Origin of the sequence: Cryobacterium sp. PH31-AA6, from assembly GCF_030063195.1 — a bacterium.
In the GTDB taxonomy this organism is placed as follows: Bacteria; Actinomycetota; Actinomycetes; order Actinomycetales; family Microbacteriaceae; genus Cryobacterium.
Window position 1 is genome coordinate 41,482 of the sequence record NZ_JASISS010000015.1, and the last position, 14,422, is coordinate 55,903.

Here is a 14,422-nt window from a genome sequence, read left to right on the forward strand (position 1 = left end):
CAGCGTTCTGGTAAAGCGAAGCCGGGCGATGTCGCTGCGATATGGGTCGGCACTCTCAATCACCGTGTCAATGATTCCCCGTGCCCGGAAGACACGCCGCGCGGTCCCAAGGCTGACACCTCCCTGCCCCGATTCAAGCTTGTGTCGGCGACCTGCACAGCAGTCAACCCGAGAAGTTGACGCCAACGTCTGAATGTCCGTGCCAAGTTAGCGTTAGAGCACGCCGAACGGGAATGGGCGTTGTTCGCTTCGCGACCATGAGTGCTCCTCTCTAACGCGCCGTTAACTCCCCAGCCTCACCGGTGGATCGAGGCTATCCGACCCGGCGAATCGGGCGCGCGACTTCAGTCGTGCCGCCGATACGCGGTCGGTGAGACGCCGTGAATTTTCTTGAACTGCCGTGAGAAGTAGAACGAGTCATCGTAGCCAACAGCGTGGGCGACGTCCTCAACCGTCTGATTGGTCGTGTCGAGCAACCCCCTCGCGCTAGCCATCCTGAGCTGAGTTTGGTAGGTAACTGCGGGAACTCCCGTGTGTTTCTTGAACACCGCTGCGAAATGGGAGGCGCTCATACCGGCCATGTCCGCCAGATCGGAAACGTTGATCCGTCGATTGACGTGATCGCGCAGATACTCGGCCGCACGTTCGACCATGTCCTGTGTGTTTCCCGCGCCAGACGGACGGGACGACGCCAAGGACGTCATGAGGTGCCAGGCCGCTCCGGAAGCGTGCACAAGACTGGACTCTGTTGTATCGCGCTCCATCCACCGGATGATCTCCTCCATCAGGGCGACGCTGGCGTAAATGTCCGGGATCTCCCGCACCACTGAGGTGGGAGTGAGGGCGGCGATTCGCATGAAGTCTTCGACGCTCGAGCCATCGAGATGCGCCCACCAGACCGTCCACGGATCCGCGGCGTCGGCCCCGTAGGAGTGCGCAAGTGCGGGCGGCAGGAGTAGCGCCTGACCGGCTTTCACGGTGAATCGTCCCTCGGCCGCTTCGCACCAGCCCTGCCCACGCACGCACAGGATCAGGACCAGCTGCCGGATCGGACGCGTCCGAATCCATCCGTGGTGCTCGGCGTGGGGGAAGTAGCCGCAATCGGTAACGAGAAGGTTACGCGTGACGGGCCGTTGCAGGGCGAGTTCGACTTGCGGGCGCGGAAGAACGAGCATCCTCTGTCCCGGGAACCCGTCTGCGACCAGTTCAGGCTTTACCACCCTCGCCTCTTTCCCTGTTATGCGTCCCTCCCGAGGATAGGTGCCAAGTCAGTGTTGAGCCCAAATACTCCTTTCATCGGAGCGATGTCAATCGGATCGTGATTGTGCGCGCCTCGGGACGGAGGATGTGATCGGGCCACACGTCCGGACCGCACGCGCGCGAACCCAGCCCGTGCTGAGCGGCATCCAGCCAGAGGTATACCCGGTCGGACTCAGGCAGGTCGTGCGGATGCGCGGCCGCGGCCACGTCGGCAGTCGTGTGGCGGCGGAGAGTGAAGCCAGGCAGCCGTCCGCGGCCATCTGGCATGGCCTCAATCTTCAGCCAGGGGGAGCCGCCTTCGGAGAGGATCAGCTCCCGAAATTCGCTATGGTGGCCACTCTCTTGTGGGCGGGCGTAGTCAACCACCAATCCCGTCAGATCGGACTGATAGCGTCCGACGTGCGCCGAGCGGCGGCTGTCGGGGTAGGACTCCCGTTCCCCCGCACCGAACCACTCAGCCTGGTCGACGGTCGCCGGGAGCGCAAAACGCACGCCCAGACGCGGCCAGTGGATGCGCCAGCTCCCGGTGGGATTCATGGAGACGGTGAGTAGGGCGGAGCCATCCTCATCCGACCAGCGTTCATCGACCAACAGGCCCTCCCGTGCATCTGCCGCCGAGTAGCGCAGGCGACGACGCGCACCACCCTGCGCGACACCCTCGGTGCGCCCCATAAGGCGATCCAGGCCCGCCCGCCGCCACAGTTCGGCCGACGAGGGGGCGGGAACGCCAAACCCGTTGTTCGCCCACGGGTCCCTAGAGTCGTAGCTTCCGAAATCACCGGTGACGTTGCCGCCGTTGTCGTTGTCCGTCGGTGCTCGCCAGAGTTCAGCGAGCGGTCCCGAGACCGGCAGGCCCGCAAGAGCTGATAGCTGGCCTCCGTCGAAGCGGACGAGGGAGGTGTTAGGTGCCGCATCGGTCTGGCGCTGCCCTGTGTGAGCCGGCAACGGTGAGGAGAGCCTGTGCTGGGCCGTTGCGACGACGTGTCCAGCAGCAGCCCAAGCTACATCGGACGCCAGCACCGCCTCCACGGTCAGCCAGTCTTCCCCGGCCGGTGTGGCCACTGCGGGGGTGAACACCGGCAGCGGCACGGTGGCGGATGAACCAGCTTCCACGGTGAAGGGCAGGGTCAGCTCGCCGCGCTCGATCACATACCCATGCACCGTCCTGGTCCACCGGACGAGAAAACCCGACAGGTCGACAGAATGATGACGATTCTCGACGGCAACGCCATCGGCGGAAAAGTGAAACCGTATCGGAGCGACGATGTGCTTCCACTCGTGCAGGGAAGGCGAGGGCGTTCCGTCAGAGAGCACCATGCCGTCCATGATGAAATTCGCGTCGTGCACGGGCTCACCGAAGTCGCCACCGTAGGCGAAATATTCGGTGCCGTCGGGGGTGCGGGTGCGGAGGCCGTGGTCGCGCCACTCCCACACAAAACCCCCGTGCAGGCGCGGGAAGCGATCGACCAGGTCTTCGTATTGATCGATCGCGCCGGGGCCGTTGCCCATGGCGTGGGCGTACTCGCAGAGCAGGAATGGTTTCGAGCGCTGCTGAGCGGATTCTGCTGCCGAACAATTCAGCAGCACGGATGCATCGTCGTCCTGGCCGATCGCTCGCGTCTCGGCAATGGTGGAGTACATCCGGGAATACACGTCGGTGTACGCGCCTGCGTGGTCACCCTCGTAGTGAACCGGCCGTCCGGGGTCACGCAAGCGCACCCAGTCGGCCATCTGGGCAAGGTTTTCGCCGGTTCCCGCTTCGTTCCCGAGGGACCACAGCACGATGCTCGGGTGGTTCTTGTCACGTTCGACCGTGCGCTCGATACGGTTTAGGTAGGCGTCTCGCCAATCGGGGTCGTCGCTCGGATTGCCCGACCACTCGTGGGGGTCGCCCGGTTTGTGAAAGGCGTGGGTTTCAAGATCGTTCTCCAGGATGACCCAGAAGCCCAGTTCGTCCGCCAACTCCAGCAGGCGCGGATGGGGTGGGTAGTGGCTGGTCCGGATGGCATTGACGTTGAACTGCTTCATCTGGGCCAAGTCGGCGCGGGCAAACTCCTCGTCGAATACTCGGCCACGGTCGGGATGCGTCTCATGTCGGTTGACTCCATGGAAGACGACTCGGCGGCTGTTGACGAGGAAGCGATCGCCGTCGATCCGCACTGAGCGAAACCCTATCCGCACCGTTATCGCCTCCATGGGATTGGATACGATGGCGTCGTACAAGCGCGGGTGCTCAGCGCTCCACGGATCGACCTTGGGGACCTGGACAACGTCGACATCGTCGGCCGTCTGCCAGGTTCTGTCGATGCCGAGTTCGGCGACGACGAGGCGTACAGGGAATTCGGCCCCGCGCACCTCGACCTCAAGGGTGCCAGCTGGGTCGTGGTAGCCGGCCTGCAGCCAAAGGTCTTCGATGCCGCCGCGAGGCCGCACCTGCAAGGTCACCGAGCGGAAGATGCCGGGTAGCCACCACTGGTCCTGATCTTCCAGGTAGCTGGCGGCCGACCACTGGTGCACCCGCACGACGATCAGGTTGGTGCCCGCATGCAGTAGGTCGGCGACATCGAATTCCTGGGCCAGGCGGCTGCCACTGGCCACACCGACTTCGACCCCATTCACCCAGACCTTGTAGCGTGACTCGACGCCCTCGAAACGCAGGGCGACACCATCCGCACCAGCCCAGGAGCCTGGGATCTCAAAGCTGCGCCGGTAATCGCCAGTGGGATTGGCATCGGGCACGAACGGCGGGTCCAGCGGAAAGGGCAGCTGAGTGTTGGTGTAAATCGGATGACCGTAGGCACCGTTACCCTCCAGCACCCAGTGAGCGGGCACCGAAATGGTGTCCCAACCCGAGTCGTCGAAATCGTTGTCCGCGACGGCCTCAGCGGACTCTCCCGAGGGGAGTACCGATTCGGCTCCGGGGGCGCCTGGCGCACCGGCCAGCAGCCGGAAGCGCCAATCGCCGTCGAGGGAAAGGGTCGGCGCATCCGTTCGAAGCCACGATCGCGGAGCCCGGTGCGCGCCTGATCCCGGTGTGGTGTCGGTTAGGTACGTGTTCGTCTGCATGGGGGCAATCCTTACGTCGTCGTCAGGGGAGTCAGGCACGTCGAATGCCCCAGTCGAGCTCCCAGAGCTCGCCCGGCGCGAGCCAGCGTAGGCCCTGTCCTGTGCGGAGTGCATTGGGGGGAGCCGTCATCGGCTCCATGGCGATCACCGAATGGCGGGCGTCGCTCCGGAACCCCGGCGAAATGTAGATTTGCAGCCAGGCGAAATCGGGATGTGCCCACAATTCGGTCGCGGTTCCGTCGTCCGAACTGAGCCGGTGCACGAGCCGGCCGCGGTGCGGATCGAGTCCCGTGTAAGTGGCGTGCCGCACGGCATCACCCACCCGGCGACCGGCACGCAAATCCCAGGCCGTGCCCGCCACGGCGAAGTCGCCCCGTGGGATGTGCGTGTCGTCGAGGACGAGCGCACGCTCCGCGGAAACTGTCAGAGTCAACGCTTCGACCGGCAAGGGACCGGCACACAGATAGGGATGCGCTCCCAGAGCGACGGGCGCATCACACTCCGACAAGTTCCGGATTCGATTCGTGACGACGATCCCGCTGTCGTCGAGGGCATAGCTGACCTCGACGTGGATCCGGAAGGGGTAGCCGGCAGCGCCCGACAGGAGCGTGCGCAGCGTCACCTCTCCCGGACCCTCCGTCGCGTCGTAGTCCCGGTCCTGCAGGAGCCCGTGGATGGCGTGCCCAAACTCCGGTTCGGTGATTTCGAGCCGCTGCGCACGGCCGTCCAAACTCCAGGTTGCACCATCCACGCGGTTCGGCCAGGGCGCCAGGACGGCTCCCGCGATCGAGGAATTTCGAGGGGACACTGCCGGATCTACCAAGTCAACCCCACGAACCTTGAGCGCGCAGAGCGCGGCCGCCCGGCTCGAAATGACCGCCTCGACGCCACCGCCCGGGCCCACCAATCGATGCCTGATAGCGGCAGGTGCCGTCATCGTGATCCTTCAGTCCAGCTGAGGATTGTGAAAGAGCAACTGTTCCGGAAGGCTCGTGGCGAAGTAGTCGGTGACGCCGTCCGGTCGCACCGCGGCCGGCGGGACCGCGACCGGTCGGCCCTCACCGAGGTTCGCAGGCACGTCAACAATCGGCAACCCCACCGCGGTGCGGGCGCGGTCCCAGGCACCAAGAACAAGGCCTTCGCCACCCTCCCAGGGCTGGAAGGCCCTCGATTCCAGCAGTACCACCGCTTCGGAGCCGCGCCCGTCGTCCACGAGCAGTTCGGTGTACGCCACCGTCAGGTCGTCACGCAAAAGCGTAACCCCGATCGACTGTTCGAGCCGCTCGAGCCTCGCTCCCGATGAATGACCGAGGCGCAGGGCGAGCTGATCGAGTTCATAGAGGAGTCGGGCGTCATCCGGTGCGAGGGCAAGCGCCTTCTGGTAATACAGCCAGGACTGCTCCTCGTCGCCCAGCACGTTGGACGCAGCAAGTCCGGCGTTGCGAAACAGAACCGCATCCTGCAGCCCGGCCGAGATGGCCCGCGACCATAGGGCCGCTGCCTCGTCGCGTCGGCCGTTGTCGTAGAGCAGCATGCCGAGCAGATGAGCCGCCACGGCATCGTCCGGCTCGGCGAGGAGTGCGGCTACCAGAGCGTCGTGCGCGTCGAGGCCGGCTGGGAAGACCCACCGCCGGTCGGCCGCACGGGCATCTTCCCGAGCCTGCCGGGCCTCATCGGTGCGACCAAGCAAGTCGAGTAACGCCGCACTCAGGTAGTGAGCCACGGGACGAACGGCGCTCGCCCCGCTTACCTCGCTCGCCCCCGCGGCCTCCAGCACGACGAGTGCAGCTTCGGTCGATCCCATCTCCCGCAGGTCGACAGCGAGATCCACCAGAAGACCGCCATCCGACGGCAGAGACCCGTCGGACAGAAAACGGATGAGCACGTCGAGCGGGTCGATCGCCAGCGCTTTGGAGAGCGCGGCGGCTGCCTGGTCGTGGTTGTTGAGTCTGCGCAGGAGCACGATGCGCAGCGCTCGGCGGCGGGAGTCTTCGCCGACGATCGCATCGAGGGCGACGACATCAGCGAGGGCGGCCGCAGGGAGCCCGGCTGCGGCGGACAGGCGAGCCATCGCGAAGCCTGCGGCTGCTGCCCAGGCGCCGTCCCACGACGCCTTGGCGAATGCCTGCATAGCTTCGCGTCGGGATCCCAACCGCTGCAGGATCAGCCCCAGCAGGTAGAACGATTCGGCATCGCGAGGGTTGGAATTGCGTAGCGTCTGCCGTTTCAGTGCGGTTCGGGCGTAGCTCAAGGCCTGGTCGTAGCTACCCGCGCGGTAGGCGTGATCGGCAAGTGCCAGGTTCACGCGCGACTCCTCGGGGTCGCGACGCAGCGCCTCCTCCCAATAGGGCAGTGGCGATCGGGTCGGGTGCCGATTCTGCGAGAGGTGCACACCGGTCAGGTACAACTCGTCTATGGAGGCCGTCGCTGTCGGAAGTGCTGGCTCGAGCGCCACATCCGGCTCGCCTTCGTCGACCACGCCCTCTTGCCACGTGAGGATCTCGTCGCCGTCTCCATCGCGTAACTCAATGATGACGTCGGCCGGGGCCATGTTCTCGGGCAGCTCGGCCGCAATATGGTGCGTCGTTCCTGGTACCAGGGTGGTGACGCGCTCAGCGAGCAGCACACCCGACGCCGTCGCAATCCGCAGTGTGCCGGAACGGACGGCGCGGGTAACCGCGAAACTGGCCGAGATCCGGTCCTTCTCGATATCGACGTGCACAGCCGCGTCCACATTCGCCTGGTGCGCCACGCCGATGGCCGGCAGCGGGTACCAGAACTGGGAGAAGGTCTTCGTCTCTCCGGGCAACAGCCAGGAGAAGTCCGGCTGGTTGTCCGTAAACACTCCCGCCATCAGCTCGATGTAGGGGCCGTCGGCGTCTGTGAGCAGGTCGTCCCAGGCGTGCCCGAACGGCGCGTCGCCCCAGGTCCACTGCTTCTTGCCGGGCGAGACGCGTCGGTCGGCCCAGTGCACGAAACCGGCCTCCTTCGCATGGTCGTACCCGCCGAAAAAGCCTTCCTGCGAATCCACGATCATGTATGAGGTGGGCACCGGGATGTTGCGGTAGAAGTCGATCCGGTCAGCACCGGGTCGCTCCGCAGCCAACGCGGGGTAGTCGACCCCGTAGTATTTCCGGTCGGCCGCCGGAAAAGCCGTGATGGCCCGGCGGGCATGATCGGCGACGTAACGGACATCCTGAGGGAAGAAGGACTGGTAGTCCTCGTGCACCAGCGCGGCCACATTCGCCCACCACAGGAACGTCTGACGCTCATCGGTGCGGTTGTTCAACCGTACGACGAGCTCGACCACGGACCGGTCGGGGTGCAGCCTCACTCCGTGCATGCCCTTCATCCGGGCGAAGGGGTCGTGGTCGCTACACCAGACGGTGACGCTTCCGTCCGCCCCCTCCTCGATGAATGTTTCGACCGGCAAGAACGTTGCCGGCCGGTGATGTTGAGGCCAGTTGAACTCCACACCGCCGCTCATCCAGGGCCCGGCGAGGCCCACGAGAGCCGGTTTTATCACATTGTTGCGGTAGAAGAAGTCGTAGTCGTTTGTCTTGTCGTAGCCGATATGGATGCGTCCGCCGAGCTCTGGAAGGACCACAATGCGCAGGTAGCGGTTCTCAAGGTGCACCGCCTGCCACTCGCGCGGCTCCGGGGCGGACGCGATCCGTTCCGTGAAGGGCATGGGGTACACGCGGCCGCTCGACCCCTGGTAGACCCGACGGTCGAGGTACATCGGATACTCACTGGCGTTCTCGGGGGCATAGGTCGAGATGACCAGTGGTTCACTCCACGCGACGGCACCACCGGCGTCGATTCGAGCTTGAAGGACTGCGGGGGCGTCAGCGAGGGTGATGGACGCATCGATCGTTGTAGGCATATCGCCAGACTAGAAAACCACTCCCTCCCACGGGAATAGCAGAAGAGCGGAAGTAATCTGGACATTTCTCTGATTTCGAAGATGCCCATGCGCGGTCTTGTCAGGGGAGTCGCCTGCAGCGATTCTCTCGGAGGTTGCCAGGTTGGTGACAGTTGGATTGTCCATAGTTGCGAGCTGGAACGTGCATTCACCCGTGACCTCATCGGTTACTAGCGTTGGGAAGTACTCAGGGTTGAGTGCGGAGGCGCCCTCAACTACTCACTGTCAAGAGGACACCAATGACCAACCTGAAACAGCCATGCACACGCCGACAAGGGCTGGGAACGCTCACTCTCAGCGCAACCATGGCCCTAGTCATCAGCGGTTCCGCTCTCATCGCCGGCCCTGCCGCTGCCCAACCAGCGACAGGACCCGCTCAAGGGGCCGCGGAACCAGCGGGAACGGCAATCGAACTGATTGATGGCACCAATGTCGTCAAGCAGTACGAGAGGGTTGTCCCGTCCTTCGACGGATGGGATCACCGGCAGCCCACCCGGGACTATAAGTCGCTTGACGGAAAGTGGAGATTCAAGTTCGACCCCGAAGATCGCGGTCTGAGCGAGGAGTGGTTCGACCCAAAACTTGATGAGAAGGCGTGGGATGAGGAGCAGGTTCCAGCGGCATGGGACCTCTACGACACCCCGGAGTTTGCGTCATACGACGGTGCCAGCTTCGGGCAAGGAACGGCTTTCGCCGACGGATACGCATGGTATCGAACGGACCTTTCTGCTCCCGCATCCTGGGCCGAGCAGGACATAAGACTGAATTTTCTCGCAGTCAATTACCGCGCCGACGTTTGGGTGAACGGGACCTTTTTGGGAACTCACGAAGGCGGCAATACTCCGTTCTCCATACCGGCAACGGACGCGATTCAAGCGGGCGAACCCGTCAGTATCGCCGTCCGGGTGTACCGAGGCCCCTCCTATCCGGACTACGCGACCGGGGAAAACCCAGTGACGGATGACTCCGCGATCCCCTACAAACCGGTCGATTATTGGCCGTACGCGGGCATCACCCGTTCTGTGTGGCTCGAAGTAACCCCAGAGGTGACCATCAGCCGGCTCCTCGTTGCCGCAGACGGTGCCACCTTCGACGGGCGGGTAGTGATCGAGAACATGACCGATGATCGCGTAACTGGCCAGGTGACCGTCGATCCAGGCAAGGTGACGGGGATGAAACCAGTGGCCGACCGGTACTCGATCGAAGCCGGCGGGACCGCCGTGGTATCCGTTTCAGGGCCAACTCCAGACGCCCCCCTCTGGTCTCCCGAGACCCCGACGATGCTCGAAGCGACAGCGCGGCTTATTCCTGATGAGCGAGGCGGGAAGAAGGACCAGCTCACAGCCAAGTACGGGGCGCGCGACCTTCAGGTCGATGGCTCAGCGATCAATATCAATGGCGAGCAGCAGTTCTTCAAAGGACTCAATTGGCATGAGGAGAATGCTCAGCGAGGACGCGCGATGACTGTGAAAGACCTCGATCGCGAATTGAGCTCCGCACAAGGGGCCGGTGCGAACTTCCTCAGGAACTCCGTCTACAACCGCCATCCGTACGTGTACGAGTGGGCGGACAAAGAGGGCATGCTCATCATGGATGACCTGGACAATATGTGGCTCAACACGCCACAGATTCGCCATCAGACCGAGCAGTACGGGCTCTCCAGGGCGCTTGCCTCGATGATGGCGTGGAACCAGCACAACAACCCTTCTGTCGTTCTCTGGGGCTTGCAGAATGAATCCGAGATTGACTCTGGGGGTACGTACTACCGGGCCTGGATTCAGGACATGAAAGACGCCGTCAAAGCCGTCGACATCACTCAGCGACCAGTGACCTGGGCGTCATCCACCTCGAACGATCCAGCCTTCGATATTGCTGATGTGATTGGGTTCAACGAGTACTTCGGCTACTTCTACGGAGCGAGCAGCGATCTGGGCCCAACCATCGACGACGTCCATCAGCGGTTCCCGGACAAACCGATCCTGATCACCGAAAATGGGACATGGTCCCTACCCGGCAACCACGGCTCGCCCGAGGTTCAGGGAACGGAAGAATGGCAGGCTGCGTACTTTCAGGAGCATTGGGACCAAGTAGTGGATCGTTCGGACTATGTCGCCGGTTACGCACATTGGGTCCTGAAGGATTACAAGGAGCGAGCAGGATATAACCAGTCCTACAACGGTATTTCGGTTCTCGGTCTTCTGTCTTTTGATGGGACGAGGAAGCTGGTTTACGAAACATTCAAGAATGCGTCACTGCCTCAAATCGCACCGACCGCACGCTGAGCCGAGCATACGAAGCGTGGCCGGCCTCACGGAGTATTTGGAGACCTCGCGCCGCGCTTCGGCGGATCACGTTCCGGGATTGGTCGGGAACATAGACCGGAGGTGCGTGTTCGCGTAGCGGATCCATCTCCGGTCCAAGGCGATACCGAGCAAGTGTTGGGCGATGACAAGGCAGAGCAACTCAATGTCGGTCAGGGACGGCGGCCACCAGGGACGGCCCCGCCTGGTAAACCCCAGCTCGGGGATAGTCCGATCGTCTAGATGGACGCACGGTGTGTTCAGGACGGTGTTTAGATCTGGCTTCACAAACAGGGCTTAACACCCTCCGCCTTCGATGAACAGCGTCCACGCGGGGCAAGTCAGATCCGACTAACCAGGTGCCGTTAGAGTCGATCGATTGGGACTCAATCCTCTAAACGGGGCTTCGGTCAGTATGTGACCACAATGCCCACTAACGATGGCGGGTCCATTGTTTTGTCCAGATTCTCCATCGGAAGACTGCTGCTAGTCGGCCTTCGTCGCTCCTACTCTGGTAACACACCCGATTCCGAAGCCGCTGGATTCCCTTGCTCTCTTTGGTCGGCGGGACGCACTCACATTCATTCGACAACTGATCAAATACTGGTCTGTGTCAACCATCTCGATGAGGAGTAAACAATGAGGTTACGGCAAGCAGCAATCGTTTCGGTGGTGGTAGCCGCGGTCCTCGGCACGGCCGCCTGCAGCGGCGGTTCGCCCGAATCTACGGATTCCGCAGGCGGCGGCGTCACAGAACTTACGTTCTGGTCCTGGGTACCCGGAGTCGACAAAGCAGTCGACCTCTGGAATTCAGAAAACCCCGACATCCAAGTCAATCTGGAGGCGACCCCTGCCGGTAGTTCTGGTACGTACGCCAAGATCTACGCCGCACTGAAGTCCGGAAACGGCGCGCCGGACCTGTCCCAGGTTGAATACCAGGAGCTGCCCGGGTTCATTCTCGAGAACGGCTTGGTTGACCTCGGACCGCTCGGGATGGACGACGTGAAGGACACGTTCTCCGACTGGCAGATCTCCCAGTCGACCTTCAACGACACAATCTACGCCGTACCTCAAGCGTCAGGACCGATGGGGCTCTACTACCGTGCAGACATCTTCGACTCACTAGGCATCGCCACGCCGACCACCTGGGACGAGTACGCGGCCGCGGCCCAGACGATTCACGATGCGAACCCCTCGCAATACATCAACACCTTCCCGCCGCAGAACTCCGCATGGTTCGCGGCACTTGCGTGGCAGGCCGGCGCGAACTGGTTCGGCCTGGATGGCGACACCTGGACCGTCGACATCGACTCGGCTGAGACGCTGAAAGTCGCCGAGTACTGGGACGGCCTGAGGGAAGCCGGCCTGATCGCTACGATCCCCGACTTCGCCAATGAGTGGTACAGCGAGCTACAGAACGGGAACATCGTGGCCTGGCCGTCCGCCCAGTGGGGCGGCGAGATCATCGCCGGAAACGCTCCGGACACGGCAGGGAACTGGCGCGTTGCGCCGATGCCACAGTGGGACGCGACCGGCGACTTCGCCAGCGCAAACTGGGGTGGCTCGACAACTGCCGTGTTAAACGGGACGCCCAACGCCGAAGCCGCCGCGGAGTTCGCCATCTGGTTGAACAGCGATCCGGAGAGCATCAATCTTCTCGTCGAGGGTGGCTACGGTTGGCCGGCCGCAAAGGACGCGTTGGCCAGCACCGCGCTCAATCAGCCCGACGACTTCCTCGGCGGGCAGAACGCCAACCAAGAGGTATTCGCCGAATCCGACGCCGCGGTTGACGTCGATTGGGGCTGGATCCCCACGACGGCCGCGACCTACACCGTCCTCAACGACGGTTTCTCGGCCGCCATCGCCGGCAACGGCACATTCGTGGATGCCGTGAAGGCCGCGCAGAGTGCCACCATCAAAGCCCTTGAAGACAAGGGCCTCAAGGCTAGAGCTGGGCAGTAGGCGTTCAGGAGGGGCTGGGACAGAGCCGGCCCCTCCACCCCAGATTCGACATCGAACGAAAGCGTCACCATGACATCCACACGTACAAGAACGCGCCTCGCCGTGTTCGGCTTCCTGGGGCCGTTCCTCGCGCTCTTCCTAGCCACCATCGTCTTTCCGCTCGGCTACGCCCTCTTCCAGAGCGTGACAGCGACGGCACGATCCGGAGCGTTCGGCGAGGGAGGCGGCACCACGGTCTTTGTGGGCCTGCGGAACTACGCTGCTGCGCTGAGCGACCCCGGCTTCGTCAGCAGTCTGGGCCGGGTGCTTCTCTTCGCCGTGGTCCAGGTGCCGCTCATGATCGTCCTAGCTACGGCGCTCGCGCTGATGCTGGATGCGGCATCGGCGCGCGGAGTGAAGCTCTTCCGCTCTGCCTACTTCCTGCCGTACGGGGTACCCGGCGTGATCGCATCGCTGCTCTGGGGCTTTCTCTACACGCCCGGGATCAGCCCGGTCATCGATCTGGGCAAGGTCTTCGGGCTGCAATTGGACTTCCTCGGCGCGGAAACCGTGCTGTGGTCCATCGCCAACATCGTCATCTGGCAGTACGCCGGATACAACATGCTCGTGATCGTCGCCCAGCTCAAGTCGATCGACCGAGACCTCTTCGAGGCGGCAGCCATCGACGGCGCCAGTTCCTGGCAGGTGATCACGCGAATCAAGCTCCCCCTCATCGCCCCTGCGATCGTACTGACCACCGTGTTCACCATTATCGGGACTCTGCAACTCTTCGCGGAGCCGCTGGTGCTCAAACCGCTATCGAGCGCTATCACTTCCAGTTACACCCCGAACATGGCTGCGTACAACCAGGCCTTCACCAACAACAACTACAGCTTGGCCGCCGCCGAATCGGTGCTCCTTGCCTTGGTCGCGTGCGCTTTCTCCTTCGGATTCCTGAAGCTCATTGGCCGGAGGCAGAACGCATGACCGAGACATCCACCCCCGACACATCCACCCTCGATTCATCCGCACGAGCCGTCACGACGGGCACCGCGAAGCCGGCGAAGCCAACCCGCAAGGTTGGCTCCCGGCGCAGCGGACCCGCACGAATCCTGCTGCCGGTCGGGCTCGCGGTCGCTGCGATCTACTTCCTCTTCCCTGTGTATTGGCTCGTTATCGCCGCCACGAAATCCACGGGGAGCCTGTTCGGCTCGTCGGGGTTCGTGCTCAGCGAGCCCCAGTTGTTCCAGAACCTCGAAAACGTCCTGACCTACAACGGCGGAATCTACCTGCGCTGGGGCCTCAACAGCATCCTTTATTCCGGAGTTGGCGCGATCGTCGCCACCATCCTGTCGATGTCGGCCGGATACTGCCTGGCGAAGTTCGTCTTCCGCGGCCGCGAATTCTGGTTCAACGTCATCCTCGCCGGGGTGATGATCCCCGGCACAGCCCTCGCCCTGCCCTTGTTCCTCATGATGAGCCAGCTGGGTCTCGTCAACACCTACTGGGCGGTGCTTATCCCGTCGATGGTCAGCCCGTTCGGCGTCTATCTCGGCCGGATCTACGCGACCGCGGCCGTGCCAGACACCCTTCTCGAGGCATCCAGGCTTGACGGCGCGGGTGAGGCACGCATTTTCTTCACCCTAGTGTTGCGTCTGATGACCCCGGCCGCTGTGACGGTGTTCTTATTCCAGTTCATTGGCATCTGGAACAACTATTTTCTGCCGCTGGTGATGCTCTCCAACCCCGACCTGTATCCGATTACCCTCGGCCTGGTCAGCTGGCAGAGCGTCTCCGACCGCAACCCCGATCTGTACCAGCTCGCCATCGGCGGAGCCTTCATGTCGGTCATCCCCATCATGATCGCAATCGTCAGCCTGCAGCGCTTCTGGAAGGCCGGCCTGACCGAAGGCAGCGTCAAAGGCTGAGG

8 protein-coding genes are annotated in these 14,422 nt (G+C 63.1%); 4 read left to right on the forward strand and 4 right to left on the reverse strand.

Going from position 1 to position 14,422, the window contains the following annotated elements; genetic code table 11:
- Positions 1–344 precede the first annotated feature (344 nt).
- From QMG61_RS11360 to QMG61_RS11375, 4 genes are all read right to left on the reverse strand, one after another.
- The gene (locus QMG61_RS11360; RefSeq protein WP_283494442.1) at positions 345–1,175 is read right to left on the reverse strand and encodes an AraC family transcriptional regulator; all 831 of its coding nucleotides are present in this window, start codon (positions 1,173–1,175) and stop codon (positions 345–347) included.
- Positions 1,176–1,293: 118 nt separating this feature from the next.
- Positions 1,294–4,326, reverse strand: a complete 3,033-nt coding sequence (locus QMG61_RS11365; protein ID WP_283494443.1) for a glycoside hydrolase family 2 TIM barrel-domain containing protein — start codon at positions 4,324–4,326, stop codon at positions 1,294–1,296.
- Between the two features lie 31 nt (positions 4,327–4,357).
- Positions 4,358–5,263, reverse strand: coding sequence for an aldose epimerase family protein (locus QMG61_RS11370; RefSeq protein WP_283494444.1), 906 nt, complete (start codon positions 5,261–5,263; stop codon positions 4,358–4,360).
- Positions 5,264–5,272: 9 nt separating this feature from the next.
- Entirely contained in the window at positions 5,273–8,212 is a 2,940-nt protein-coding gene (locus QMG61_RS11375) for a DUF5107 domain-containing protein (RefSeq protein WP_283494445.1), read from the reverse strand.
- Positions 8,213–8,490: 278 nt separating this feature from the next.
- On the opposite strand from QMG61_RS11375, the gene QMG61_RS11380 reads away from it, so the two are divergent.
- The 4 genes from QMG61_RS11380 (at position 8,491) to QMG61_RS11395 (ending at position 14,420) form a co-directional block, all read left to right on the forward strand.
- Complete coding sequence (locus QMG61_RS11380) at positions 8,491–10,533, forward strand: glycoside hydrolase family 2 protein (protein WP_283494446.1); 2,043 nt, start codon at positions 8,491–8,493, stop codon at positions 10,531–10,533.
- Positions 10,534–11,190: 657 nt separating this feature from the next.
- A complete protein-coding gene (locus tag QMG61_RS11385; RefSeq protein ID WP_283494447.1) occupies positions 11,191–12,513 on the forward strand; it encodes an ABC transporter substrate-binding protein in 1,323 nt (440 codons plus the stop codon).
- Between the two features lie 69 nt (positions 12,514–12,582).
- Positions 12,583–13,479 (forward strand): carbohydrate ABC transporter permease, encoded by an 897-nt coding sequence (locus QMG61_RS11390; protein ID WP_283494448.1) that lies wholly within the window; start codon positions 12,583–12,585, stop codon positions 13,477–13,479.
- A complete protein-coding gene (locus QMG61_RS11395) occupies positions 13,476–14,420 on the forward strand; it encodes a carbohydrate ABC transporter permease (protein ID WP_283494449.1) in 945 nt (314 codons plus the stop codon). The genes QMG61_RS11390 and QMG61_RS11395 overlap by 4 nt, the downstream gene beginning before the upstream one ends.
- Positions 14,421–14,422 lie beyond the last annotated feature (2 nt).